This window comes from Mycobacterium paraintracellulare, assembly GCF_000276825.1.
Lineage (GTDB): Bacteria > Actinomycetota > Actinomycetes > Mycobacteriales > Mycobacteriaceae > Mycobacterium > Mycobacterium intracellulare.
Map to the genome: position 1 here is coordinate 1,600,350 of NC_016948.1, position 25,599 is coordinate 1,625,948.

The 25,599-nt window shown below is 68.7% G+C and carries 21 protein-coding genes and 1 pseudogene; 19 read left to right on the forward strand and 3 right to left on the reverse strand.

Features of this window, described 5'->3' with window-relative positions; all coding sequences use genetic code 11:
- The first annotated feature begins 14 nt into the window (after positions 1-14).
- Together clpP1 and clpP2 are read left to right on the forward strand one after the other, a co-directional pair.
- Entirely contained in the window at positions 15-605 is a 591-nt protein-coding gene (clpP1, locus tag OCQ_RS07615; RefSeq protein WP_008255177.1) for an ATP-dependent CLP protease proteolytic subunit ClpP1, read from the forward strand.
- A complete protein-coding gene (clpP2, locus tag OCQ_RS07620) occupies positions 602-1,237 on the forward strand; it encodes an ATP-dependent CLP protease proteolytic subunit ClpP2 (protein ID WP_008255179.1) in 636 nt (211 codons plus the stop codon). Before clpP1 ends, clpP2 begins: the two co-directional genes overlap by 4 nt.
- Before the next feature lie 22 nt (positions 1,238-1,259).
- Here the strand turns inward: clpP2 and mmuM are convergent, their stop codons facing one another.
- Positions 1,260-2,168: a homocysteine S-methyltransferase gene (gene mmuM, locus OCQ_RS07625; protein ID WP_162130209.1), complete on the reverse strand. Its 909-nt coding sequence runs from the start codon at positions 2,166-2,168 to the stop codon at positions 1,260-1,262.
- A 359-nt stretch (positions 2,169-2,527) separates the two neighbouring features.
- On the opposite strand from mmuM, the gene clpX reads away from it, so the two are divergent.
- The 16 genes and pseudogenes from clpX (at position 2,528) to proB (ending at position 22,679) form a co-directional block, all read left to right on the forward strand.
- Positions 2,528-3,808 (forward strand): ATP-dependent Clp protease ATP-binding subunit ClpX, encoded by a 1,281-nt coding sequence (clpX, locus tag OCQ_RS07630; RefSeq protein WP_008255183.1) that lies wholly within the window; start codon positions 2,528-2,530, stop codon positions 3,806-3,808.
- Between the two features lie 32 nt (positions 3,809-3,840).
- A pseudogene (locus OCQ_RS07635) lies at positions 3,841-4,290 on the forward strand (MFS transporter); the annotation flags it as partial.
- Between the two features lie 230 nt (positions 4,291-4,520).
- Positions 4,521-6,476, forward strand: a complete 1,956-nt coding sequence (locus OCQ_RS07640) for a 2-oxoacid:acceptor oxidoreductase subunit alpha (RefSeq protein ID WP_085976484.1) — start codon at positions 4,521-4,523, stop codon at positions 6,474-6,476.
- A 49-nt stretch (positions 6,477-6,525) separates the two neighbouring features.
- Positions 6,526-7,626, forward strand: coding sequence for a 2-oxoacid:ferredoxin oxidoreductase subunit beta (locus tag OCQ_RS07645; protein WP_014379675.1), 1,101 nt, complete (start codon positions 6,526-6,528; stop codon positions 7,624-7,626).
- A gap of 1 nt (position 7,627) precedes the next feature.
- Positions 7,628-8,236, forward strand: a complete 609-nt coding sequence (gene mobA, locus OCQ_RS07650) for a molybdenum cofactor guanylyltransferase (RefSeq protein ID WP_009955455.1) — start codon at positions 7,628-7,630, stop codon at positions 8,234-8,236.
- Between the two features lie 859 nt (positions 8,237-9,095).
- Positions 9,096-9,650: a transglycosylase family protein gene (locus OCQ_RS26770; protein ID WP_026071537.1), complete on the forward strand. Its 555-nt coding sequence runs from the start codon at positions 9,096-9,098 to the stop codon at positions 9,648-9,650.
- 113 nt (positions 9,651-9,763) lie between these two features.
- Complete coding sequence (locus tag OCQ_RS07660) at positions 9,764-11,023, forward strand: saccharopine dehydrogenase family protein (protein ID WP_014384169.1); 1,260 nt, start codon at positions 9,764-9,766, stop codon at positions 11,021-11,023.
- Between the two features lie 58 nt (positions 11,024-11,081).
- Positions 11,082-13,730 carry a valine--tRNA ligase gene (locus tag OCQ_RS07665; RefSeq protein WP_014384170.1) on the forward strand — a complete coding sequence of 883 codons (2,649 nt, stop codon included), beginning with the start codon at positions 11,082-11,084 and terminating at the stop codon, positions 13,728-13,730.
- Positions 13,727-15,196, forward strand: coding sequence for a bifunctional tetrahydrofolate synthase/dihydrofolate synthase (folC, locus tag OCQ_RS07670; protein WP_009955948.1), 1,470 nt, complete (start codon positions 13,727-13,729; stop codon positions 15,194-15,196). The genes OCQ_RS07665 and folC overlap by 4 nt, the downstream gene beginning before the upstream one ends.
- Positions 15,197-15,240: 44 nt before the next feature.
- Positions 15,241-15,543 carry a DUF4233 domain-containing protein gene (locus tag OCQ_RS07675; RefSeq protein WP_263645441.1) on the forward strand — a complete coding sequence of 101 codons (303 nt, stop codon included), beginning with the start codon at positions 15,241-15,243 and terminating at the stop codon, positions 15,541-15,543.
- A 21-nt stretch (positions 15,544-15,564) separates the two neighbouring features.
- Positions 15,565-15,975, forward strand: coding sequence for a nucleoside-diphosphate kinase (ndk, locus tag OCQ_RS07680; RefSeq protein WP_014382181.1), 411 nt, complete (start codon positions 15,565-15,567; stop codon positions 15,973-15,975).
- A 343-nt stretch (positions 15,976-16,318) separates the two neighbouring features.
- Positions 16,319-19,183, forward strand: a complete 2,865-nt coding sequence (locus tag OCQ_RS07685; RefSeq protein WP_080587990.1) for an Rne/Rng family ribonuclease — start codon at positions 16,319-16,321, stop codon at positions 19,181-19,183.
- Between the two features lie 214 nt (positions 19,184-19,397).
- Positions 19,398-19,709 carry a 50S ribosomal protein L21 gene (gene rplU / locus OCQ_RS07690; protein WP_009953572.1) on the forward strand — a complete coding sequence of 104 codons (312 nt, stop codon included), beginning with the start codon at positions 19,398-19,400 and terminating at the stop codon, positions 19,707-19,709.
- 13 nt (positions 19,710-19,722) lie between these two features.
- A complete protein-coding gene (gene rpmA / locus OCQ_RS07695; protein ID WP_008255217.1) occupies positions 19,723-19,989 on the forward strand; it encodes a 50S ribosomal protein L27 in 267 nt (88 codons plus the stop codon).
- 90 nt (positions 19,990-20,079) lie between these two features.
- On the forward strand, positions 20,080-21,579 hold the full coding sequence (gene obgE / locus OCQ_RS07700; RefSeq protein WP_014384173.1) for a GTPase ObgE: 1,500 nt from the start codon (positions 20,080-20,082) through the stop codon (positions 21,577-21,579).
- Positions 21,576-22,679: a glutamate 5-kinase gene (gene proB / locus OCQ_RS07705; RefSeq protein WP_014384174.1), complete on the forward strand. Its 1,104-nt coding sequence runs from the start codon at positions 21,576-21,578 to the stop codon at positions 22,677-22,679. Before obgE ends, proB begins: the two co-directional genes overlap by 4 nt.
- Positions 22,680-22,709: 30 nt before the next feature.
- On the opposite strand, the gene OCQ_RS07710 is transcribed toward proB, so the two are convergent.
- Positions 22,710-23,360: a TetR/AcrR family transcriptional regulator gene (locus OCQ_RS07710; RefSeq protein WP_014384175.1), complete on the reverse strand. Its 651-nt coding sequence runs from the start codon at positions 23,358-23,360 to the stop codon at positions 22,710-22,712.
- 103 nt (positions 23,361-23,463) lie between these two features.
- On the opposite strand from OCQ_RS07710, the gene OCQ_RS07715 reads away from it, so the two are divergent.
- Positions 23,464-24,741, forward strand: a complete 1,278-nt coding sequence (locus tag OCQ_RS07715; protein ID WP_014384176.1) for a cytochrome P450 — start codon at positions 23,464-23,466, stop codon at positions 24,739-24,741.
- Here OCQ_RS07715 and OCQ_RS07720 read toward each other — a convergent pair.
- Positions 24,738-25,586 (reverse strand): NAD-dependent protein deacetylase, encoded by an 849-nt coding sequence (locus OCQ_RS07720; RefSeq protein WP_014379682.1) that lies wholly within the window; start codon positions 25,584-25,586, stop codon positions 24,738-24,740. The two genes, OCQ_RS07715 and OCQ_RS07720, sit on opposite strands and share 4 nt — an antisense overlap.
- Positions 25,587-25,599: the final 13 nt, after the last annotated feature.

The following is a 25,599-nucleotide window of genomic DNA, read 5'->3' on the forward strand; positions in this document are numbered from 1 at the left end:
CGGTCGTGACTGACATGCGTTCAAACTCGCAGGGTCTCAACCTCACGGACTCCGTCTATGAGCGCTTGCTGTCCGAGCGCATCATCTTCCTGGGTTCGGAGGTGAGCGACGAAATCGCCAATCGGCTGTGCGCGCAGATTCTGCTGCTCGCCGCCGAGGACTCCACCAAAGACATCTCGCTCTACATCAACTCGCCCGGCGGCTCGATCAGTGCCGGCATGGCGATCTACGACACCATGGTGCTGGCGCCGTGCGACATCGCCACCTACGCGATGGGCATGGCCGCCTCGATGGGCGAGTTCCTGTTGGCCGCGGGCACCAAGGGCAAGCGGTACGCGCTGCCGCACGCCCGCATCCTGATGCACCAGCCGCTGGGCGGGGTGACCGGGAGCGCGGCGGACATCGCCATTCAGGCCGAGCAGTTCCACGTCATCAAGAAGGAAATGTTCCGGCTGAACGCCGAATTCACCGGCCAGTCGATCGAACGCATCGAGGCGGATTCCGACCGCGACCGCTGGTTCACCGCGCAGGAAGCCCTGGAATACGGCTTCGTCGACCACATCATCACCCGCGCCGCCCACATCACCAATGGAGAAGCCCAGTGAACCCCGAAACCCAGCCCCAGGCGCGCTACATCCTCCCGTCGTTCATCGAGCACTCCAGCTTCGGTGTCAAGGAGTCGAATCCCTACAACAAGCTGTTCGAGGAACGCATCATCTTTCTCGGCGTCCAGGTGGACGACGCGTCGGCGAACGACATCATGGCGCAGTTGCTGGTGCTCGAGTCGCTGGACCCCGACCGCGACATCACCATGTACATCAACTCGCCCGGCGGCGGATTCACCTCGCTGATGGCGATTTACGACACCATGCAGTACGTGCGCGCCGACATCCAGACGGTGTGCCTGGGGCAGGCCGCCTCGGCGGCCGCGGTGCTGCTGGCCGCCGGGACCCCGGGCAAGCGGATGGCGCTGCCCAACGCCCGGGTGCTGATCCACCAGCCTTCGCTGCAGGGCGTCATCCAGGGGCAGTTCTCCGACCTGGAAATCCAGGCCGCCGAGATCGAGCGGATGCGCACCCTGATGGAGACCACGCTGGCCCGCCACACCGGCAAGGACGCCGCGACGGTCCGCAAGGACACCGACCGGGACAAGATCCTGACCGCCGAAGAGGCCAAGGACTACGGGATCATCGACACCGTGCTGGAGTACCGGAAGCTTTCCGCCCAGAGCGCGTAGCCCCTTTTCGCCGAGCGTGCACTCACGGCGAGTTTTCGGCTGATTTTTCGCCCTGATTGCACGCTCGGCGCAAGGGGGCTAGCTCGGCGATGTCCGCCGGGCCGACCCGGCAGCAGCCGCCGACAATGCGGGCGCCCGCCGAAACCCACTGCGCCGCAAGCTCCGTCGCGAACGTGCGCGGGCCGACCCACGCGCGACCGTCCCAGCGTTCGCCGCTGTTCGGATAGACGATGACGGGCTTGCCGATCTTTGATGCGCTCGCGATCGCGGGCAACACGTCGTCGGGCGCGCAGCAGTTGACCCCGACGGCCACGATCTCGTCGACGCCCGCGGCCACCGCGAAGGCCTCGGTCAGCGGTTGCCCGGCGCGGGTCCGGGCCCCGTCGATGGTGTAGCTCAGCCACGCCGGCATCCCGACCGAGCGCACCACGTCGACCAACGCTTCCGCCTCGTCGACGTCGGGAACGGTCTCGCAGGCGAGGACGTCGGCCCCGGCGTCCGCCAGGGTCTCCAGCCGGGGCCGATGCCAGCGCGCCAAGGCCCCGACCGACAGGCCGTAGCGTCCACGGTATTCCGAGCCGTCGGCCAGCGCCGCGCCGTACGGTCCGACCGAGGCCGCGACGAGCAGGCCCACCGCGCCGGCCTCGTCCCGCGCGGCCTTCGCGAGCTCGACGCTGCGGCGCAACAGCAGGTCGGTTTCCCGACGATCCAGTCCGCGCGCCGCGAAACCCTCGAACGACGCCTGGTAGCTGGCCGTCGTCGCGATCGTGGCCCCCGCGCGAAAGTAGGCGGCGTGGACGGCGACGATCTCGCGTGGGGCGTCCGCGAGCAGCCTGGCCGACCACAACCGGTCGGACAGGTCATGGCCGCGCGCTTCCAGCTCGGTGGCCAAGCCACCATCGAGCAGCACGGTTCCGCTGGGCCACCGCAAGCCCACGGCCAAACCCACGTGGCCACTGTAGGGTGATTTCTTGGGGGTTCACGCACGCCTCGTGTGATCGTTTCGGGGTCGGGTCGGCACCTCCGTCGGAGGCGGGATCGGGCGGCCGCCGGACTCGGTCGCATTACAACCGCGACACGCCAAAGACACGCAAAGCGCGTCTTTCGCGAGCGACGGGCACCGTCTGGCTATATCTTTCCTCCATACGGAAGCGGCATGAACTCCCGCAAATACCATGGGCGCGATTCGGCGTTTATGGTCGCGGCGGGCCCGATCAAGCGGGTAGCGTCGGTGAATACATGCGGGACAGGGAAGTCCAACGGCGAAGAGGAAGTAGGCACTGACGCACCATGGCACGCATCGGAGACGGCGGGGACCTGCTGAAGTGCTCGTTCTGCGGGAAGAGCCAGAAGCAGGTCAAGAAACTCATTGCTGGCCCCGGTGTGTACATCTGCGATGAGTGCATCGATCTGTGCAACGAGATCATCGAAGAGGAGCTTGCCGACGCCGACGACGTGAAGCTCGATGAGCTCCCCAAACCGATCGAGATCCGGGAGTTCCTCGAGGGCTACGTCATCGGGCAGGACACCGCCAAGCGGACGCTGGCGGTCGCGGTCTACAACCACTACAAGCGCATCCAGGCCGGGGAAAAGGGCCGGGACTCGCGCCACGAGCCGGTCGAGTTGACCAAGTCCAACATCTTGATGCTCGGTCCCACCGGCTGCGGCAAGACCTACCTGGCCCAGACGCTCGCCAAGATGCTCAACGTCCCGTTCGCCATCGCCGACGCCACCGCCCTGACCGAGGCCGGCTACGTCGGTGAGGACGTCGAGAACATCCTGCTCAAGCTCATCCAGGCCGCCGACTACGACGTGAAGCGCGCCGAGACGGGCATCATCTACATCGACGAGGTCGACAAGATCGCCCGCAAGAGCGAGAACCCGTCGATCACCCGCGACGTCTCCGGGGAGGGCGTGCAGCAGGCCCTGCTGAAGATCCTGGAGGGCACCCAGGCGTCGGTTCCCCCGCAGGGCGGCCGCAAGCACCCGCACCAAGAGTTCATCCAGATCGACACCACCAACGTGCTGTTCATCGTCGCGGGGGCGTTCGCCGGCCTGGAGAAGATCATCTACGAGCGCGTCGGCAAGCGGGGCCTGGGCTTCGGCGCCGAGGTCCGCTCGAAGGCCGAGATCGACACCACCGACCACTTCGCCGAGGTCATGCCCGAGGACTTGATCAAGTTCGGCCTGATCCCGGAGTTCATCGGCCGGCTGCCGGTGGTCGCCTCGGTCACCAACCTGGACCGCGAATCGCTGGTCAAGATCCTGTCCGAGCCGAAGAACGCGTTGGTCAAGCAGTACCTGCGGCTCTTCGAGATGGACGGCGTGGAGCTCGAGTTCACCGACGACGCCCTGGAGGCGATCGCGGATCAGGCGATCCACCGCGGCACCGGCGCGCGCGGCCTGCGCGCCATCATGGAAGAGGTCCTGCTGCCGGTGATGTACGACATCCCGAGCCGCGACGACGTCGCCAAGGTCGTGGTGACCAAGGAGACCGTGCAGGACAACGTGTTGCCGACGATCGTGCCGCGCAAGCCGTCGCGCACCGAGCGTCGCGACAAGAGCGCCTAACTAGCTCCTGGAGCTCCCCAGCACGCCCCGCCAAGGTCGATTCCTGGGGCCGCAAGCCGATCTTTTTGGCCGGGTTCGCCGTCCTGGCCGCCCGTGGCTTTCTCTACACGCTCTCGGACAACCCCTATTGGCTGGTGAGCGTGCAGCTGCTGGACGGCGTCGGGGCCGGCGTGTTCGGCGCGCTGTTTCCCCTCGTCGTGCAGGACGTGACGCACGGGACCGGTCGCTTCAACGTCAGCCTGGGGGCGGTGACGGCCGCGACGGGCGTCGGCGCCGCGGTGTCGAACCTCGTCGCGGGCTCGATCGTGGTCGCGGCCGGCTACAACGTCGCCTTCGCGTTCTTGGGTGCTCTGGCGGGCGCCGGGTTCGTGTTGTATCTGGTTGCGATGCCGGAAACGGCGGCGGCCAAAAGCGGCGGCGGAGGCGCGGCATCCGGAAGCAGACACGGTATGAACGACGGTTGGGTAACGCGCAAGACGTGACCAACACCACAGTTTACTGGGCTACTCGTCAGTAGACGGCGCTGACGTCGCCTTTTGCCCGAGAACGCGGCCGAGATGACGCGGCGGAGTCGGCCATGGCGATCGAAAATCAGTGCCATAATTGGTACCGCCAGTGACATAAAACCGTGATGGCCGGAGACTCCCTTCGCTGACGCGTAACCTGAAGCTGCGCGAACTGTCTGTCCGGTGAACAAATGGAGGGCAAAGACGTGGATCCGAACGGCAGCGGAGCCGGATCAGACTCACAGAACGGGGCTTCCCCGAACGGATCTGCCCGTCAGCGCCTCGAACAGGTCGTCATTCGCTTCGCCGGTGACTCCGGAGACGGCATGCAGCTCACCGGCGACCGGTTCACTTCGGAGGCAGCGCTTTTCGGCAACGATCTGGCGACCCAGCCGAACTATCCCGCCGAGATCCGCGCCCCCGCAGGCACCCTGCCCGGCGTCTCGTCCTTCCAGATTCAGATCGCCGACTACGACATCTTGACCGCCGGCGACCGGCCGGACGTGCTCGTCGCGATGAATCCGGCTGCGCTCAAGGCCAATATCGGCGACCTGCCCCGCGGCGGCATGGTGATCGCGAACTCCGACGAGTTCACCAAGCGCAACCTGACCAAGGTGGGTTACGTCACCAACCCGCTCGAGACCGACGAGTTGTCCGACTACGTCGTGCATTCCGTCGCGATGACGACGCTGACGCTCGGCGCGGTCGAGGCCATCGGCGCGACGAAGAAGGATGGCCAGCGCGCCAAGAACATGTTCGCGCTGGGCCTGCTGTCGTGGATGTACGGGCGGCCGATCGAAACCAGCGAGAAGTTCATCCGGGAGAAGTTCGCCCGCAAGCCCGAGGTCGCGGAGACCAACGTGCTGGCGCTGAAGGCCGGCTGGAACTACGGCGAGACGACCGAGGCGTTCGGCACCACCTACGAGGTGTCCCGGGCGACCCTCCCGTCGGGCGAATACCGCCAGATCTCGGGAAACACCGCACTGGCGTACGGCATCGTCGCGGCCGGCCAGCTCGCGGACATCCCGGTCCTGCTCGGCAGCTACCCGATCACGCCGGCCTCCGACATCCTGCATGAGCTGTCCAAGCACAAGAACTTCAACGTGCTGACCTTCCAGGCCGAGGACGAAATCGGCGGCATCTGCGCGGCGATCGGCGCCTCCTACGGCGGCGCGCTGGGCGTGACCACCACGTCGGGGCCGGGCATTTCGCTCAAGTCCGAGGCGCTCGGGCTGGCCGTGATGACAGAACTGCCGTTGCTCGTCGTCGACGTGCAGCGCGGCGGGCCCTCGACCGGGCTGCCCACCAAGACCGAACAGGCCGACCTGCTGCAGGCGCTGTACGGCCGCAACGGCGAGTCGCCGGTGGCGATCCTCGCGCCCCGCTCGCCGTCGGACTGCTTTGAAACCGCGCTCGAGGCCGCGCGCATCGCGGTCTCGTACCACACCCCGGTGATCGTGTTGTCCGACGGCGCGATCGCCAACGGCTCGGAGCCGTGGCGCATTCCGGACGTCAGCACGCTGCCGCGCATCACGCACGCCTTCGCCAAGCCCGACGAACCGTTCCAGCCCTACGCCCGTGACCCCGAGACGCTGGCCCGGCAGTTCGCCGTTCCCGGCACGCCGGGGCTCGAGCACCGCATCGGCGGTCTGGAAGCGGCGAACGGCTCGGGCAACATCTCCTACGAGCCGGTCAACCACGACCTCATGGTCCGGTTGCGGCAGGCCAAGATCGACGGCATCTCCGTTCCCGATCTCGAGGTCGACGATCCGACCGGCGACGCCGAGCTGCTGCTGATCGGATGGGGCAGCTCCTACGGCCCGATCGGCGAGGCCTGCCGCCGCGCCCGGCGTAAGGGCATCAAGGTGGCGCACGCGCACCTGCGCTACCTCAACCCCTTCCCGGCCAACCTGGGCGAGGTGCTGCGGCGCTACCCGCAGGTGGTGGCGCCCGAAATGAACCTGGGCCAACTGGCGTTGGTGCTGCGCGGCAAGTACCTGGTCGACGTGCAGTCGGTCAGCAAGGTGCAGGGTGTCGCGTTCCTGGCCGACGAGATCGGCCGCGTCATCCGCGCCGCGCTCGGCGGGACGTTGGCCGAAGTCGAGAACGACAAGACGATGGTCGCCAGAATGGCGGCGGCAACGGTTGGGGCGGGCGCATGATTCGCGCCGGCGCCGACGCAGAGCGAAGCGATGAGGAGGAGCGGCGCTCGTGACTGACCTGATCGGCAATCTGGCGGGCAAAGACCTCGGTGTGACCCCGAAGTTGACCAAGAACGACGGGGTCCCCACCTTGTCCGCCGAGGACCAGCCCCAGAAGTCCAAGGACTTCACCAGCGACCAGGAGGTGCGTTGGTGCCCGGGCTGCGGGGACTACGTCATCCTCAACACCATCCGCAACTTCCTGCCGGACCTCGGGTTGCGCCGCGAGAACATCGTGTTCATCAGCGGCATCGGCTGCTCGAGCCGCTTCCCCTACTACCTCGAGACCTACGGATTCCACTCGATCCACGGCCGTGCGCCCGCCATCGCCACCGGCCTGGCGCTGGCCCGCGAGGACCTGTCGGTGTGGGTGGTCACGGGCGACGGCGACGCCCTGTCGATCGGCGGTAACCACCTGATCCACGCGCTGCGCCGCAACGTCAACATCACCATCCTGCTGTTCAACAACCGGATCTACGGGCTGACCAAGGGGCAGTACTCGCCCACCTCGGAGGTCGGCAAGGTCACGAAGTCGACCCCGATGGGGTCGCTGGACCACCCGTTCAACCCGGTGTCGCTGGCCTTGGGAGCCGAGGCGACCTTCGTCGGCCGCGCGCTGGACTCCGACCGCAACGGCCTGACCGAGGTGCTGCGCGCCGCCGCCGGGCACCGGGGCGCCGCCGTCGTCGAGATCCTGCAGGACTGCCCGATCTTCAACGACGGCTCCTTCGACGCGCTGCGCAAGGAAGGCGCCGAGGAGCGGGTCATCAACGTCCGTCACGGCGAGCCAATTGTGTTCGGCGCCAACGGCGAATACTGCGTGGTGAAGTCCGGGTTCGGTCTGGAGGTGGCCAAGACCGCCGACGTCTCCGTCGACGAGATCGTGGTGCACGACGCGCACAGCGACAACTCGGCCTACGCGTTCGCCCTGTCGCGGCTGTCGGATCAGAACCTCGAGCACACGGTGCTGGGCATCTTCCGCAACATCAACCGGCCCACCTACGACGACGCGGCCCGCTCGCAGATTCAGGCGGCCCAGTCGGCGAAGCCGTTCGACTCCGCGGCACTGCAATCGCTGCTGCGGGGCCGCGACACCTGGACCGTCGACTGACGTGGCCGAGCGGGTGCCGGACACCACAGTGTCCCTGGCTGGAATAGTGTTGGCCGGCGGCGAATCGCGGCGAATGGGCCGCGACAAGGCGACCCTGCCGGGTCCCGGCGGGGCCGCCACGCTGCTCGAGCACGTGGTCGGGGTGGTGTCCCAGCGCTGCGAGCCGATCTTCGTGATGGCCGCGCCGGGGCAACCGCTGCCCGAGGTGCCGGCGCGCGTGCTTCGCGACGAGGTGCGCGGCCAGGGGCCACTGCCGGCGACCGGGGGCGGCCTGCGCGCCGCGGCGGAAACGGGCGCACGCTTCGCCTTCGTCTGCGCCGTCGACATGCCGCTGCTGTCAGCGAGTTTGATCGACGACCTGATTGGGCTGGCCACCGAGACCAACGCCGAAATCGTGCTGCCGTGGGACGGCCGCAGCCACTACCTCGCCGCGGTGTATCGCACCGATCTGGCCGAGCGGATCGACGGCCTGGTCGCCGCCGGTGCCCGCTCGATGCGTGCCTTGATCGACGCCTCCGACGCCCAGCAGATCGTGCTGCCGGAATCGCGTTTCCTGGCCAACGTCAACTCGGAGAGTGACCTGCGCGCTCTGGCGCAGCTGCAGGCCTGACGCCGTCCGCTGCGCCGGCCTGTAATCCGTCGTGATCCGTTGGGGCAGTGTCGATTTGAGGCTTCCTCGCGGAAATGCCCGCGCCCGTCCTGGCGCTGTCCAGGTGCATGCGCCCCAGGGAATCCCGGCCTGCGGCAAAGGCGCCCCCCATTCCTGAAAGATCTTGTCGCTGAGCACGTTTAGCGAAAGTCGTTGCCAGAAGGCATAATCCACGACGTCTGACCGACCGACTCGGCTGGGTGGGACTGTGACGGACGAATATCTCTGTAAGACACCGCAATTCGGCTGCTCTCGACTTTTTCTTGCCTTTCCCGCGTGGCGACGTGAGAAGCGGTGCCGGCATGCGGTACGCTGCGCCCCCTTCCGACGTGGACAGCAGATGCGTTGTCACTGCGGCGAATCGGCAATATCGACCCGAATAATCGTGCGCCAGCTCACAAAATACGCGTGATTAGGCTCACCATTTGTTTGCGGATCCGGCCGACGCCTCCGCGCCGAAAATTCGACCGTGACCTGCGTGAACGGGCCTGCTATCACCGCGTGATCGCGTCGTTACCGAAACGAGATCTGCGATTTCCGAAGATGACGAACGCGCCGGCGTTCTCTACGGTCCCTGTTAGCCCGCAACGGGTTACGGAAAAGTAATCAACAAAACTGAATCCACGGACCCGCGTGTGAGCGGCGCCACGGACGGCGAGAGCCCAACCGTGGTCGGTGGGTGACAACCCGCCGGGCATACCTGGCCCGCCGCTGTCGTGCCTGACCCAGACGGCACGTTCCAAAGCAGGCATTCAAGCCAAACACCTTCAGCCCACCTGCGTGGGCTTGCTTTGGCGCGCGCGCAGCGAAAGGAAAGATATTGCAGAACGTCCGTAAGACGCTCATGCTTGCCGCGGTCACGGGCACGCTCGTGACCATCCCGTCGGCCACCGCCCACGCAGACGAAGCGGTGAGCTTCGACCCGAACATTCCTGCTGCCGCCCCGGACGCCCCCGCGCCGGACGCCCCGGCGCCAGACGCGCCTCCGGCCCCGGAAGCCCTGCCCCCGGCCCCGGACGCGCCTCCGCCCCCGGCTCCGGATGCCCCTCCGGCTCCGGATGCCCCGCCGGCGCCCGTGGGCTTCGACCCGAACGTTCCGCCGCCTCCTGGCCCGGACGTCCCGCCGCCCCCGCCCGTCAGGGCGTACAGCGTCAACTGGGACGCCATCGCGCAGTGCGAGTCGGGCGGTAACTGGAGCATCAGCACCGGCAACGGCTACGCGGGCGGCCTGCAGTTCACGCCCAGCACCTGGCGCGCGAACGGCGGTAGCGGTTCCCCGTCCGGCGCGAGCCGCGAGGAGCAGATCCGCGTCGCCGAGAACGTGCTGCATTCTCAGGGCATCGGCGCCTGGCCGGTGTGCGGACGCCGCGGCTGACCGACGGCTTCTGGCATACATATAAGCCGCACATATAAGGAGTGCCGGGCCCCGTGCCCGGCACTCCTTGTCTCCAGCGGTCGCCACCCCCGTAGTCGGGTAGCGTCGGGCCCGTGACCGCAACGCCGCGCGAATTCGACATTGTGCTGTACGGGGCGACCGGCTTCGTCGGGAAGCTCACCGCCGACTACCTGGCCCGCTCGGCACCGGACAAACGGATCGCCCTGGCCGGCCGGTCGCCCGACCGGCTGCGCGCCGTCCGCGACACGCTGAGCGAAACCGCGCGGTCGTGGCCCGTCCTGAACGCGGACGCCTCATCGCCCTCGACGCTGAACGAGATGGCGGCGCGCACCCAGGTCGTCATCACCACGGTCGGGCCCTACACGCGCTACGGGCTGCCGCTGGTGGCCGCCTGCGCCGCGGCGGGCACCGACTACGCCGACCTGACCGGGGAGGCGATGTTCGTCCGCGACAGCATCGACCAATTCCACAAGCAGGCCGCGGATACCGGCGCCCGCATCGTGCACGCGTGCGGATTCGATTCCGTGCCTTCGGACCTCAGTGTGTATGCGCTGTACCGCGCGGCGCGCGACGACGGCGCCGGCGAGCTCGCCGACACCGACCTGGTGGTCCGTTCCTTCTCGGGCGGGGTGTCCGGCGGCACCGTCGCGTCGATGCTGGAGGTGCTCGACACCGCGTCCCGCGATCCCGAGGCCCGCCGCCAACTCGCCGACCCGTACACGCTCAGCAGCGACCGCGGCGCCGAACCCGACATCGGTCCGCAGCCCGACCTGCCCTGGCGTCGCGGTCGTCGGATCGCGCCGGAACTGAGCGGGCTGTGGACCGCGGGCTTCGTCATGGCGCCCTACAACACCCGGATCGTGCGGCGCAGCAACGCACTGCTGGACTGGGCCTACGGCCGCCAGCTGCGCTACAGCGAAAGCATGAGCCTGGGCTCGTCGCCGATCGCGCCGGTGGCCTCCGCCGTGGTCGGCGGGGTGGGCGCCGCGACCTTCGGGTTGGGCAGCCGCTATTTCCGGCTCCTGCCGCGCCGGCTGGTGGAGCGCATCGTGCCCAAAGCGGGCACCGGCCCGAGCGAGTCCGCCCGCGAGCGCGGCTACTACCGCATCGAGACCTACACCACCACCAGCACCGGGGCCCGCTACGTGGCGCGCATGGAACAGCGCGGCGACCCGGGCTACAAGGCGACGTCGGTGCTGCTGGGGGAGTGCGGCATGGCGCTGGCATTCGACCGTGACAAGCTCCCGGACCTGCACGGCGTCCTCACGCCCGCCGCCGCGATGGGCGACGCGCTGCTGGACCGGTTCCCCGCCGCGGGTGTGTCCTTGCAGGTTGAACGGCTCGCGGGGTGACCCGGCTCACGGTTCGGGCACTTACACGAGGGTAAACGGCGCTCCCTAGAATTGACGGGTGACCGCCAGCCCCAGCCCCGCCACCGACCTGCCCAAGTCGTGGGATCCCGCTGCGGCCGAGGGCGCGATCTACCAGAAGTGGGTCGACGCCGGATACTTCGCGGCGGACCCGGCCAGCGCCAAGCCCGGCTACTCGATCGTGTTGCCGCCCCCGAACGTGACCGGCAGCCTGCACATGGGTCACGCGCTCGAACACACCATGATGGACGCCCTGACCCGCCGCAAGCGGATGCAGGGATATGAGGTGTTGTGGCAGCCGGGAATGGACCACGCCGGCATCGCCACCCAGAGCGTGGTGGAAAAGCAGCTCGCGGTCGACGGCAAGACCAAGGAGGACTTCGGCCGGGAGCTGTTCGTCGAGAAGGTCTGGGACTGGAAGCGCGAGTCCGGCGGCGCCATCGGCGGCCAGATGCGCCGGCTCGGCGACGGGGTCGACTGGAGCCGCGACCGGTTCACCATGGACGAGGGCCTGTCGCGGGCCGTCCGCACCATCTTCAAGCGGCTCTACGACGCCGGGCTGATCTATCGGGCCGAGCGGCTGGTCAACTGGTCGCCGGTGCTTCAGACCGCGATTTCCGACATCGAGGTCGACTACCTCGACGTCGAGGGCGAGCTGGTGTCGTTCCGCTACGGCTCGCTCGACGACTCGCAGCCGCACATCGTGGTCGCGACCACCCGGGTCGAGACGATGCTCGGCGACACCGCGATCGCCGTGCACCCCGACGACGCGCGATACCGCCACCTGGTCGGCACCACACTGGCGCATCCCTTCGTCGACCGTGAGCTGGTCGTCGTCGCCGACGAGCACGTGGACCCCGAATTCGGTACCGGCGCAGTCAAAGTCACGCCCGCACACGACCCGAACGACTTCGAGATCGGGCTGCGGCACGGGTTGCCGATGATCTCGATCCTGGACACCAAGGGCCGAATCGTCGATACCGGAACGCAATTCGACGGGATGGACCGCTTCGAGGCCCGCGTCGCGGTCCGCGAGGCGCTGGCCGCCGAGGGCCGCGTCGTCGAGGAGAAGCGACCATACCTGCACAGCGTCGGGCACTCCGAGCGTAGCGGTGAACCGATCGAACCGCGGCTGTCGCTGCAGTGGTTTGTCCGCGTCGAGTCGCTGGCCAAGGCGGCCGGCGACGCGGTGCGCAACGGCGACACCGTGATTCACCCCGCAAGCCTGGAGCCGCGTTGGTTCGCCTGGGTCGACGACATGCGCGATTGGACGATCTCGCGGCAGCTGTGGTGGGGCCACCGCATCCCGATCTGGTACGGGCCCAACGGGGAGCAGGTGTGCGTGGGTCCCGACGAGACGCCGCCGGAAGGCTGGGAACAGGACCCCGACGTGCTGGACACCTGGTTCTCCTCGGCGCTGTGGCCGTTTTCCACCCTGGGCTGGCCGGACAAGACCCCCGAGCTCGAAAAGTTCTACCCCACAAGCGTTCTGGTTACCGGCTACGACATCTTGTTCTTCTGGGTGGCCCGGATGATGATGTTCGGCACGTTCGTCGGCGACGACGACGCCATCACCCTGGACGGTCGCCGCGGCCCGCAGGTGCCGTTCACCGATGTCTTCCTGCACGGGCTGATCCGCGACGAATCCGGGCGCAAGATGAGCAAGTCCAAGGGCAACGTCATCGACCCGCTGGACTGGGTGGAACTCTTCGGCGCCGACGCCCTGCGGTTCACGCTGGCCCGCGGCGCCAGCCCGGGCGGTGACCTGGCGATCGGCGAGGACCACGTCCGGGCGTCGCGCAATTTCTGCACCAAGCTGTTCAACGCCACCCGCTTCGCGCTGCTCAACGGCGCGCAGCTGGCGCCCCTGCCCCCGCCGGCCGAACTCACCGACGCCGACCGATGGATCCTCGGGCGACTGGAAGAGGTTCGCGCGGAAGTCGATTCGGCGTTCGACAACTACGAGTTCAGCCGCGCCTGCGAAGCGCTCTACCACTTCGCCTGGGACGAATTCTGCGACTGGTACGTGGAATTGGCCAAGACGCAACTGGCCGAGGGGGTCGCGCACACGACGGCGGTGCTGGCGGCGACGCTGGACACCCTGCTGCGGCTGCTGCACCCGGTGATCCCGTTCATCACCGAGGCCCTCTGGCAGGCGCTGACCCACAACGAGACCCTGGTGATCGCCGACTGGCCGCAGCCGTCCGGGATAGCCCTGGATCAGGTTGCCGCGCAACGCGTTACCGACATGCAGAAGCTGGTGACCGAGGTGCGCCGGTTCCGCAGCGATCAGGGGCTGGCGGACCGCCAGAAGGTGCCGGCCCGGATGACGGGCGTCGAGGGAGCCGATCTGGGCACCCAGGTGAGCGCGGTGACGTCGCTGGCGTGGCTGACGGCCGCCGGGCCGGAATTCCGCCCGTCGGCGTCGGTGGAAGTCAGGCTGAGCGGCGGCACCGTCGTCGTCGAACTGGACACCTCGGGCACCATCGACGTCGCCGCCGAGCGTCGCCGGCTGGAAAAGGATCTGGCCGCGGCCCACAAGGAGCTGGCGTCGACCACCGCCAAATTGGCCAACGAGGACTTCCTGGGCAAGGCCCCCCAAAACGTCGTCGACAAGATCCGGGACCGTCAACGCCTGGCACAGGAGGAAACCGAGCGGATCAACGCGCGGCTAGCCGGGCTGCAATGACCGAGCCGCCCGAGTGGGCCGAGGACCCCGAAGTTCCCGGCGCGGTTCCCACCCCGGACCCGACCCCGGACGAGATCGCTGCCCTGTTGCAGGTCGAGCACCTGCTGGACCAGCGCTGGCCCGAAACCAAGATCGAGCCGAGCCTGACCCGGATCAGCGCGCTGATGGACCTGCTGGGTTCACCGCAATTGGCCTACCCGTCGATCCACGTCGCGGGCACCAACGGCAAGACCTCGGTGGCCCGGATGATCGACGCGCTGATCACCGCGCTGCACCGGCGCACCGGGCGCACCACCAGCCCGCACCTGCAATCGGCGGTGGAACGCATCTCGATCGATGCCAAGCCGATCAGCCCCGCGCAGTACGTGGCGACCTACCGCGAGATCGAGCCGTTCGTGCAGATGGTCGACGCGCAATCGCAGGCCGCCGGCGGGCCCGCGATGAGCAAGTTCGAGGTGCTGACCGCGATGGCGTTCGCCGCGTTCGCCGACGCCCCCGTCGACGTCGCCGTGGTCGAGGTGGGGATGGGTGGGCGCTGGGACGCCACCAACGTGATCAACGCCCCGGTGGCGGCCATCACCCCGATCGCCCTCGACCACGTCGACTACCTGGGCGACGACCTCGCCGGCATCGCGGGGGAGAAGGCCGGCATCATCACCCGGGCGCCCGAGGGCGCACCCGACACCGTGGCGGTCATCGCGCGTCAGGCGCCCGAGGCGATGGAAGTGTTGTTGGCCCAAACCGTTCAAGCCGACGCCGCGGTGGCCCGCGAGGATTCGGAGTTCGCCGTGCTGGGCCGCCAGGTCGCCATCGGCGGGCAGGTGCTGCAGCTGCAGGGGCTGGGCGGGGTGTATTCCGACGTCTACCTGCCGCTGCACGGAGAACACCAGGCGCACAATGCGGCCCTGGCGCTGGCCGCCGTCGAGGCCTTCTTCGGCGCCGGCGCGCAGCGTCAGCTCGACGTCGAGGCGGTTCGCGCGGGTTTCGCCGCCGTCGTCAGCCCGGGCCGGCTGGAGCGGATGCGCAGCGCGCCCACTGTGTTCATCGACGCCGCGCACAACCCCGCCGGTGCCGCCGCGCTGGCGCAGACGCTGGCGGGCGAATTCGACTTCCGCTATCTGGTAGGGGTGCTCAGCGTGCTGGCCGACAAGGACGTCGACGGCATCCTCGCCGCCCTGCAACCGGTGTTCGACGCCGTCGTGGTCACCCACAACGGGTCCCCGCGGGCGGTCGATGTCGAATCGCTGGCCCTGGCGGCGCGCGAGACGTTCGGGCCCGACCGGGTGAGCACCGCCGAGAACCTGCGCGACGCCATCGACGTCGCGACCGCGCTGGTCGACTCCGAGGTGGAGGGGGCCGCGCTCGACGGCCACGCCGAGGACTTCTCCGGGACCGGGATCGTCATCACCGGCTCGGTCGTCACCGCCGGCGCGGCGCGCACCCTGTTCGGGCGTGATCCGCAGTGACCGACCAGAACCGGCCCGACCCCTGGCGCAGCTTCGGCGCGGTGATGGCCCTCACGCTGTTTCTGGAAGCGATCGTGGTGCTGCTCGCGATCCCGGTGGTGGGCGCGGTCGGCGGAGGCCTCACGACGGCGTCGCTGGCCTACCTGATCGGCCTGGCCGTACTGCTGATCCTGATGGGCGGGGTGCAGCGCAAACCCTGGGCCATCTGGGCCAACCTCGGAGTGCAGGTGATCCTGCTCGCCGGCTTCGCCGTGTATCCCGGCGTGGGGTTCATCGGCGTGTTGTTCACCGGGTTGTGGGGCTTGATCGCCTACTTCCGGGCCGAGGTCCGGCGCAGGCAGGGGTAGCCCGGCGGTACGCTGTCCGCCGTGACCGAACGGACATTGGTACTGATCAAGCCGGACGGCGTCCAGCGACAGCTGGTGGGGGAGATCATCGGCCGGATCGAGCGAAAAGGCCTCACCCTCGCCGCGCTGATACTCCGGCACGTCAGCCAAGACCTCGCCGCCCAGCACTACGCGGAACACGAGGGCAAGCCTTTCTTCGAGTCGTTGCTGGCATTCATCACCTCGGGGCCGGTGGTCGCGGCCATCGTGGAGGGACCGCGCGCGATCGCGGCGTTTCGGCAGCTCGCGGGCGGTACCGACCCGGTCGAGAAGGCGATCCCCGGCACGATCCGGGGCGATTTCGGGCTCGAGACGCAGTTCAATCTGGTGCACGGCTCGGATTCGATCGAGTCGGCCAAGCGAGAAATCGGGCTCTGGTTTCCCGACGCCTAGAGCTGCGACGATCGTCCCCGCGGCGCGTTGCGGACCGGGGTTCGTCCGACCGGGCTGCATCAGGTGTGGCTTGGGCGCCGACGTGATGTGGGATACTGATGTCGGGTGAACGTCGCCGGACCGGCGTCAGACACCCGAATGAAGACTTAGACAAGCGCGACCATAGCCCCGTCGCCTTGGTTCGCTGCATGTCAGGCCGTCATTCAGCACGGCGCCGAGTGGGTTCTAACCTGAGCCGCTCGGGGCGAGACCATCACAAGCCCGGGAGAAGTGACCCGGGCCCATAGCGAAGCCCTCGCGTGGCCGCGTCGCAACGACGCGCCCGGGGGCTTGAGGAGAATACGTGGTAGACGGTGCACCAACTGCAGACCCATCAGAAGAATCGGCCCGGTCCGGGGAGCTGCCCGACCGGTTGAGGGTCCATTCGTTGGCCCGGACGCTGGGAACCACCAGCAAACGGGTCCTGGACGCGCTCAGCGAGCTGGACGGGCGGATTCGCAGCGCACACTCCACCGTGGACCGCGCCGACGCGGTGCGGGTGCGTGACCTGCTGGCCGCCCAGGCCCAGGAATCCCCGGACGCCGCCACCGAACCCGTCGTGGATGCCGGCGAACCCGAATCCCGGCTGATGCTGGAAACCCCCGACAACGCCGCCGAGCGGCCGCATTACATGCCGCTCTTCGTCGCGCCGCAGCCACTGGACAGCGACGATGACACCGACACCGACACCGACACCGACACCGACGAGGGTGCCGACTCCGACGATTCCGACGGCGACGACGACGAGCAGGTCGACCGCCCGTCGAACCGGCGGCGCCGTCGCGGCCGCCGGGGCCGCGGCCGCGGGCGCGGCGAGCAGGGCGGACCCGAGGGCCAGAACGACGGCGACGACGACGACGAGCCGCAGGGCCGGGGCAAGAAGGGCGCCCAGTCCGACTCCGGCGATTCCGACGACGCCGACGACGAGGACTCCGACGACGGCGACGACTCCGAGGGCGGTGACGACGGTTCGGCGGATGGTGGCAGCCGTCGCCGCCGCCGGCGCCGGCGCCGCAAATCCGGATCGGGCGACGACAACGACGAAGGGCCTTCACCCGACGACCCGCCCAACACGGTCGTGCACGAGCGGCCGCCCCGCAATGGCAAGAACGGCGGCGACGGCGGCAGCGCGAGCAACGAGATCAAGGGCATCGACGGCTCGACTCGGCTGGAGGCCAAGCGCCAACGACGCCGCGACGGCCGCGACGCCGGGCGGCGCCGCCCCCCCGTGCTGACCGAGGCCGAATTCCTGGCCCGCCGCGAGGCCGTCGAACGCGTCATGGTCGTCCGGGACCGGGTCCGCAGCGAGCCGCCACACCAGGGTTCGCGGTATACCCAGATCGCCGTCCTCGAGGACGGCATCGTCGTTGAGCACTTCGTGACCTCGGCCGCGTCGGCGTCCCTGGTCGGCAACATCTACCTCGGCATCGTGCAGAACGTGCTGCCCTCGATGGAGGCGGCCTTCGTCGACATCGGCCGCGGCCGCAACGGCGTGCTCTACGCCGGCGAGGTCAACTGGGAGGCCGCCGGACTCGGCGGGTCCGACCGCAAGATCGAACAGGCGCTCAAGCCCGGCGACTATGTCGTCGTCCAGGTCAGCAAGGACCCGGTCGGGCACAAGGGGGCGCGGCTCACCACGCAGGTGTCGCTCGCGGGCCGCTACCTGGTCTACGTGCCGGGGGCGTCGTCGACCGGGATCAGCCGAAAGTTGCCCGACACCGAACGCCAGCGCCTCAAGGAGATCCTGCGCGAGGTGGTGCCGTCCGACGCGGGGGTGATCATCCGGACCGCGTCCGAGGGCGTCAAGGAAGACGACATCCGCAACGACGTCACCCGCCTGCAGGAGCGCTGGAAGCAAATCGAGGCCAAGGCCATCGAGATCAAGGAGAAGGCCGCCGGGGCCGCCGTGGCGCTCTACGAAGAGCCCGACGTGCTGGTCAAGGTCATCCGCGACCTGTTCAACGAAGACTTCGCGGGCTTGGTCGTCTCCGGGGACGAGGCCTGGAACACCATCAACGAATACGTGAATTCCGTTGCGCCCGACCTTGTTTCGAAGCTGAGCAAATACGAGCCGCCCGCCGGGCCGGACGGGTCGAGCGGGCCGGACGTGTTCGCCGTGCACCGCATCGACGAGCAGCTGGCCAAGGCGATGGACCGCAAGGTCTGGCTGCCCTCGGGCGGCACCCTGGTGATCGACCGGACCGAGGCGATGACGGTGGTCGACGTCAACACCGGCAAGTTCACTGGCTCCGGGGGGAACCTCGAGCAGACGGTCACCAAGAACAACCTCGAGGCGGCCGAGGAGATCGTGCGCCAACTGCGGCTGCGCGACATCGGCGGCATCGTCGTCATCGACTTCATCGACATGGTGCTGGAATCCAACCGCGATCTGGTGCTGCGCCGGCTCACCGAGGCGCTGGCCCGTGACCGCACCCGCCATCAGGTGTCCGAGGTGACGTCGCTCGGTTTGGTGCAGCTGACCCGCAAGCGGTTGGGCACCGGACTGGTCGAGGCCTTCTCGACGTCGTGCCCGAACTGTGGCGGCCGCGGCATCCTGCTGCACACCGACCCGGTGGATTCGGCCCCGTCGAACGGCCGCAAGTCCGAGTCCGGGGGCCGGCGCGGCCGGCGCAAGAAGAACAAGGCCGAGGAGCCGGTCGTGGCCAAGGTGCCCGTCCATTCGCCCGGCGAGCACCCGATGTTCAAAGCGATGGCGGCCGGCTCGTCCACGCAGACGGCATCCGAGGACGACGAATCCGACGAGGCCACCGAGGAAACCAGCGACGAGTTCGACGAGAAGAAGGCGCGGCGCGACGAGGACGTCTCCGACACCGACCAAGAGGACTTCGACGACACCGACGACGACTCGGACGACGATTCCGACGACGACTCGGACGACGACACCGACGACGACTCGGACGACGATTCCGACGACGACTCGGACGACGACTCGGATGACGACGACCTCGATGACGAGGAAGACCTGGGCGACGACGACGAGGACCTCGAACTCGACGACGACGACGACCTGGACACCGAGGACTCCGACGATTCCGACGATGACGACGGCGGTTCGGCCACGGCGGACCAGGGCGGCCCAACCCAGGGCCGCCCCCGGCGCCGACGCGCGGCGGGCAGGCCCGCCGGGCCGCCGATCCACGCGGACTGAGCCCCGACAGCCAGGTCGTGTCCGGTTTGACCCTGTAGCCGCTGGTCACGTACCCTTGGACAGTTGTCGTCAGGCCGGGCGACTAAGCTTTGGCCGGCGGCAGCGGGACTCCCGGGGAATCGGAGCAGGCCCGCAACCCAGACCCACCACGTGCACCGCGGCTGGTTCGCGCGCGACGCGCCGAGCAGCGGCTAGAAGAAGGAGCAGAGCAACGATGGCGACCTACGCAATCGTCAAGACGGGCGGCAAGCAGTACAAGGTCGCCGTCGGGGACGTGGTCAAGGTCGAGAAGCTCGACTCTGAGCCGGGTTCGAATGTGTCGCTGCCGGTCGCACTGGTGGTGGACGGCGCCAAGGTGACCACCGACGCGGCGGCGCTGGCCAAGGTCGCGGTCACCGGCGAGGTGCTCGAGCACACCAAGGGCCCCAAGATCCGCATCCACAAGTTCCGGAACAAGACCGGCTACCACAAGCGTCAGGGCCACCGTCAGCAGCTGACGGTCCTGAAGGTCACCGGCATCAAGTAGTAAAGGCGAAGGCATGGCACACAAGAAGGGCGCTTCTAGCTCGCGCAACGGTCGCGATTCCGCCGCACAGCGGCTGGGCGTGAAGCGATTCGGCGGCCAGGTCGTCAAGGCCGGCGAGATCATCGTTCGTCAGCGCGGCACCAAGTTCCACCCGGGCGTTGGTGTCGGGCGCGGCGGCGACGACACGTTGTTCGCCAAGGAAGCCGGCGCCGTCGAATTCGGAATCAAGCGCGGCCGCAAGACCGTCAACATCGTCGCGGCCGGACAAGCCACCGACTGAGCGCCGCGAGCGTGCACCCACTGCGATAATTCGAGGCAATTCTCGCAGTAGCCGCACGTTCGGCGAGCGAGACGGGTGAGAGGACCCACGATGCCTCGGTTCGTCGACCGCGTCGTCATCCATGCGCGCGCCGGTTCCGGGGGCAACGGCTGCGCCTCGGTCCATCGCGAGAAGTTCAAGCCACTCGGCGGCCCCGACGGCGGCAACGGCGGCCGCGGCGGCAGCATCGTCTTCGTCGTCGATCCCCAGGTCCACACCCTGCTCGACTTCCATTTCCATCCCCACGTCACCGCGCCGTCGGGCAAGCAGGGGATGGGCAGCAACCGCGACGGCGCCGCCGGCGCCGACCTGGAAGTCAAAGTCCCCGACGGAACCATCGTCCTCGACGACAACGGCCGGCTGCTGGCCGACCTGGTGGGCGCGGGCACCCGCTTCGAAGCCGCCGCCGGTGGTCGCGGCGGCCTGGGCAACGCCGCGCTCGCCTCCCGCGCGCGCAAGGCTCCCGGTTTTGCGCTGCTGGGTGAGCAGGGCGAGACCCGCGACCTGACGCTGGAACTCAAGACCGTCGCCGACGCCGGCCTGATCGGCTTCCCGTCGGCCGGCAAGTCGTCGCTGGTGTCCACCATCTCGGCGGCCAAACCCAAGATCGCCGACTACCCCTTCACCACGCTGGTCCCCAACCTCGGCGTCGTGTCGGCCGGCGAGCACACCTTCACCGTCGCCGACGTTCCCGGCCTGATCCCCGGCGCCTCGCAGGGCCGCGGCCTGGGCCTGGACTTCCTCCGGCACATCGAGCGATGCGCCGTGCTGGTGCACGTCGTCGACTGCGCCACCGCCGAGCCCGGCCGCGACCCGATCTCCGATATCGACGCGCTCGAGGCCGAACTCGCCGCGTATACGCCCACCCTGCGGGGGGACGCGACGCTGGGCGATCTCGCCGACCGGCCCCGCGCGGTGGTGCTCAACAAGATCGACGTCCCCGAGGCGCGCGAGCTCGCCGAATTCGTTTACGACGAGATCGCCGAGCGCGGATGGCCGGTGTTCTTGGTGTCGACCGTCGCGCGAGAAGGTCTGCAGCCATTGATCTTTGGGCTGTGGACGATGATCTCGGAATACAAGGCCGCCCAACCCGAGATCGTGCCGCGCCGCCCGGTGATCCGTCCGATCCCCGTCGACGACAGCGGCTTTCGCGTCGAGCCGGATCCGCAGCAGCCGGGCGCCTTCGTGGTCAGCGGCGCGCGGCCCGAACGCTGGGTGCGTCAGACCAACTTCGACAACGACGAGGCCGTGGGGTATCTCGGCGACCGCCTGGCGCGCCTCGGAGTCGAGGAGGAACTGCTGCGGCTGGGTGCGCGCGCGGGGTGCGAAGTGACCATCGGCGACATGACGTTCGATTGGGAGCCGCAAACGCCTGCGGGACAGCAGGTTACGTTGTCGGGCAGGGGAACCGACGCGCGGCTCGAGCGCAGCGAGCGGGTCGGGGCCGCGGAGCGCAAGGCCGCCCGGCGGCAGCGCCGCACCGGCGACGATGCAGAGCGCAGCGATGCGGAGGGGCGGCGCAGAACCAGAGGCGGCGGTGAGGAGTCATGACCCCGCAGCGCGACGCCATCCGGAACGCGCGCAGCCTGGTGGTCAAGGTGGGCACCAACGCGTTGACCACCGAAGCCGGCGTATTCGACGCCGGCCGGCTGGCCGGTCTCGCCGACGCGATCGAGACGCGGATGAAGGCGGGCACCGACGTCGTCATCGTGTCCTCGGGTGCCATCGCCGCCGGCATCGAACCTCTCGGATTGTCCCGTCGCCCACGGGATTTGGCGACGAAGCAGGCCGCGGCCAGCGTCGGTCAGGTCGCGCTGGTGAATTCGTGGAGTGCCGCGTTTGCCCGGTACGGCCGCACGGTCGGGCAGGTGCTGCTGAGCGCGCACGACATTTCGATGCGCGCCCAGCACACCAACGCTCAGCGCACCCTGGATCGGCTGCGGGCCCTGCATGCGGTGGCCATCGTCAACGAGAACGACACGGTGGCCACCAACGAGATCCGGTTCGGCGACAACGACCGGCTTTCGGCGCTGGTGGCGCACCTGGTCGGCGCCGAGGCGCTGGTGTTGTTGTCCGACATCGACGGGCTGTACGACTCCGATCCACGCAAAACCGAAGGCGCCCGGTTCATCCCGGAGGTATCGGGTTCGGCGGATCTGGTCGGTGTGATCGCCGGGCCCGGCAGTGATTTGGGCACCGGCGGCATGACCTCGAAGATGTCGTCGGCGCTGCTGGCCGCCGACGCCGGCGTCCCGGTGCTGCTGGCCGCGGCGTCCGATGCCTCGACCGCGCTCACCGACGCGTCGGTCGGCACTGTGTTCGCCGCGCGGCCGGCCCGGATGTCGGCGCGGCGGTTCTGGGTGCGTTACGCCGCCGAGGCCGCCGGCGCGCTGACCCTCGACGAGGGGGCGGTGCGCGCGGTCGTCGGGCAGCGCCGCTCGCTGCTGCCCGCGGGGATCACCGCGGTGTCCGGCCGGTTCTTCGGCGGCGACGTCGTCGAATTGCGCGGGCCGGACGCGGCGATGGTGGCCCGTGGCGTGGTCGCCTACGACGCGACGGAACTGCTCACCATGATGGGCCGCTCCACCAGCGAGCTGCCCGGCGAGCTGCGCCGGCCCGCGGTGCACGCCGACGATCTGGTGGCGGTGTAGCAGAGCCCGGCGCGGTCCGGACCGACGCGATCAATGCTCCGAGGCGGGCTTGAGATACAGTGCGCCCCAGACGATCTCGGCCAGGGTGGTGGCCAGCTCGGCGTCGTAGTCGGGCGGCTGCGCCGGCAGGTTCTGCTGGCAGGCGCGCTCGACCATCCAGGTCAGCGCGCTGGCCGTGGTGAGCGCCGCCAGCTCGGGGCGGATCGAGCCGTCGGCCTGGCCCTCTTCGATGACCCGGGTGAGCTGTTCGGAGATGCCGGTCAGCAGTTCGCGATACGCCTCCCCGGTCAGTGGGTCATAGGCGGCCATCTCGTTGAGCGCGACCAGCACCGCTTGGTGCCGTCGATAGATGGCGATGATGCTGCTCATCGCCGCGCGCACGTCGTCGGGGTCGTGCCGCCCGGCCACCGTCCACCAGCGCCGCGCGCCGTCGGCCAGGTCGCCGAACACCTGGCCCGCGAGCCGGCGAAGCAGATGGCCCTTGTCCTCGAAGTAGATGTAGAAGCTGGCGCGGGAGATGCCCGCCTCGCCGGAGAGCCGATCCACGCTGAGCTCGGTGAAGCTCGCGCCGTCGCGCATCAGCCGTTCGGTGGCGTCGAGCAGCCGGCGCTCCATTTGCTCGCGCCGCTGCTCGCGCCCCACGCTTCGATGGCCTGGCGGCTTGCGGGTGAGCGACGGCATGCGCCGAGCATAGCCGAGCTTTCGACATCTTGACTAGACATACTGTCTAGGCATATCGTCGCGTGGAGTTTGTGACCGGCGTCATACAGGAGGGGACAGCGCCATGGCCGTGATGACGGGTACACCCGGGGCCGAGAAGTCCGGCCGCGCCTACGACGAGATCGACCTGTCCTCGCGGGCGTTTTGGTCCACGACGGCGGCGGATCGCGAACGCTCCTTCGCCGTGCTGCGCGCCGAGCGCCCGGTCAGTTGGCATCCTCCGGTCGAAGACTCGCTGATGCCCGATCCCACCGATCCCGGCTTCTGGGCGGTCACCCGGCGCGCCGACATCGTCGCGGTCAGCCGCAACAACGACGCCTTCCTGTCCGGCCAGGGGGTGATGTTCGAGAGCATTCCCGTCGAGCTGCTCGAGGCGTCGCAGTCGTTCTTGGCGATGGATCCGCCGCGGCACACCAAGTTGCGCAAGCTGGCCCACGCCGCGCTGAGCCCGCGGCAGGTGCGCCGCATCGAAGACTCGATCAAGGCCAACGCCAAGACCATCGTCGAAGAACTGCGGACCGCCGGCAGCGGTGCGGATTTCGTCGACCACTGCGCCAAGGAGCTGCCCATCCGGACCCTCTCGGACATGACGGGAATCCCGGAATCCGAGCGCGAGCGCATGGCGCACGCCACCGACGCCCTGGTCTCCTGGGCCGACCCGGAATTCCTCAACGGACGTCCGGCGATGGAAGTCCTGGTCGAGAACCAGCTGTACCTTCACCAGGTCGTCGGCACCCTGGCCACGGAACGCCGCGAGCGCCCGGGCGACGACCTCATCAGCAGCCTGGTCACCGCCGAAGTCGATGGGGACCGCCTGGAAGACGCGGAGGTGGCCGCGTTCTTCGTGCTGCTCTCGGTGGCGGGCAACGACACCACCCGCCAGACCATCAGCCACACCCTGAAGGCGCTCACCGATTTTCCCGACGAAAAGGCTTGGCTTCTCCATGATTTCGACAACCGGATCGGTACCGCCGTCGAGGAGTTCATCCGGTGGGCGACCCCGGTCATGACCTTCCGCCGCACGGCGGCAACGGATATCGAGCTGGGCGGTCAGACCATTCTGGCGGGGGAGAAGGTGGTGATGTTCTACCCGTCCGGCAACTGGGACACCGACGCGTTCGACCATCCCGAACGCCTGAACCTGGCGCGCGACCCCAATCCGCACGTCGGTTTCGGCGGTGGCGGGCTGCACTTCTGCCTCGGGGCGCACGTCGCCCGCGCGCAGCTGCGCGCCATCTTTCACGAGCTGTTTCGTCAGCTGCCCGGCATCCAGGCGGGCGAGCCGACGTACCTGGCGGGCAACTTCGTGCACGCCGTGCGCAGCATGCCGTGCACCTTCTAATGCGTTGTCAGCGGCGATAACTCGTCGGCGAGCAGCGCGAGCAGTTCGGAGCAGCCGCCGTCGACCTTCACCGTGGCCAGGTCGTCGCCGCGGGTGCTGCCGCGGTTGATGATGGCGACCGGGATGCCCAGGGCGGCCGCGTGCCGCACGAATCGATAACCGGAGAACACCGTCAGCGACGACCCCGCGACCAGCAGCGCGTCGGCCTCGTCGACCATCCTATAGGCTGCTGCCACAACGTCTTTGGGAACGCTGTCGCCGAAATAGACGATGTCGGGTTTGAGCATGCCGGCGCAGCGCACGCAGTCGAGATAGCGGAACGACGCGGTATCGGCGACGACGGCGTCGGCGTCGGGAGCCACCGCCAGCCCGCCGATCGCCTCGGCGCGCTCGATGAATCCGGGGTTGAGCGCCTCCAGCTGCTCGGCCAGCGCCGCGCGGCTCACGGTGTGGCCGCAGCTCAGGCAGATCACCCGCGCGTAGGTGCCGTGCAGGTCGATGACGTTGCGGCTGCCGGCCTTGGTGTGCAGCAGGTCGACGTTCTGGGTGATGACGCCGGTGACCACCGACGCGTCCTCGAGCGCCGCCAGCGCCCGATGTCCCGCGTTGGGCAGCGTGTCGGCCATGTGCCGCCAACCGACGTGGTTGCGCGCCCAGTACCGCTGCCGAAACGCCGCGTCACCGGTGAACTGCTGGATGGTCATGGGGTTGCTGGGCGGGGAATCGGGCCCGCGGTAGTCGGGGATGCCGGAATCGGTCGATACGCCCGCGCCCGTCAGCACCGCGATCCGGCGCCCGGCCAGCAGCGTGACCAACTCGGGGGATTCTGCGCGGGAGACGGTCACCTGCCCAGGGTAC

Excerpts from the sequence above, each read along its gene's own strand:
- OCQ_RS07715 (WP_014384176.1), top strand. The coding sequence starts at position 23,464 with ATGGCCGTGATGACGGGTACACCCGGGGCCGAGAAGTCCGGCCGCGCC.
- clpP1 (WP_008255177.1), top strand. The coding sequence starts at position 15 with ATGCGTTCAAACTCGCAGGGTCTCAACCTCACGGACTCCGTCTATGAG.
- clpX (WP_008255183.1), top strand. The coding sequence starts at position 2,528 with ATGGCACGCATCGGAGACGGCGGGGACCTGCTGAAGTGCTCGTTCTGC.
- proB (WP_014384174.1), top strand. The coding sequence starts at position 21,576 with ATGACCCCGCAGCGCGACGCCATCCGGAACGCGCGCAGCCTGGTGGTC.
- OCQ_RS07675 (WP_263645441.1), top strand. The coding sequence starts at position 15,241 with ATGGCCCTCACGCTGTTTCTGGAAGCGATCGTGGTGCTGCTCGCGATC.
- folC (WP_009955948.1), top strand. The coding sequence starts at position 13,727 with ATGACCGAGCCGCCCGAGTGGGCCGAGGACCCCGAAGTTCCCGGCGCG.
- obgE (WP_014384173.1), top strand. The coding sequence starts at position 20,080 with ATGCCTCGGTTCGTCGACCGCGTCGTCATCCATGCGCGCGCCGGTTCC.
- OCQ_RS07710 (WP_014384175.1), bottom strand. The coding sequence starts at position 23,360 with ATGCCGTCGCTCACCCGCAAGCCGCCAGGCCATCGAAGCGTGGGGCGC.
- rplU (WP_009953572.1), top strand. The coding sequence starts at position 19,398 with ATGGCGACCTACGCAATCGTCAAGACGGGCGGCAAGCAGTACAAGGTC.
- rpmA (WP_008255217.1), top strand. The coding sequence starts at position 19,723 with ATGGCACACAAGAAGGGCGCTTCTAGCTCGCGCAACGGTCGCGATTCC.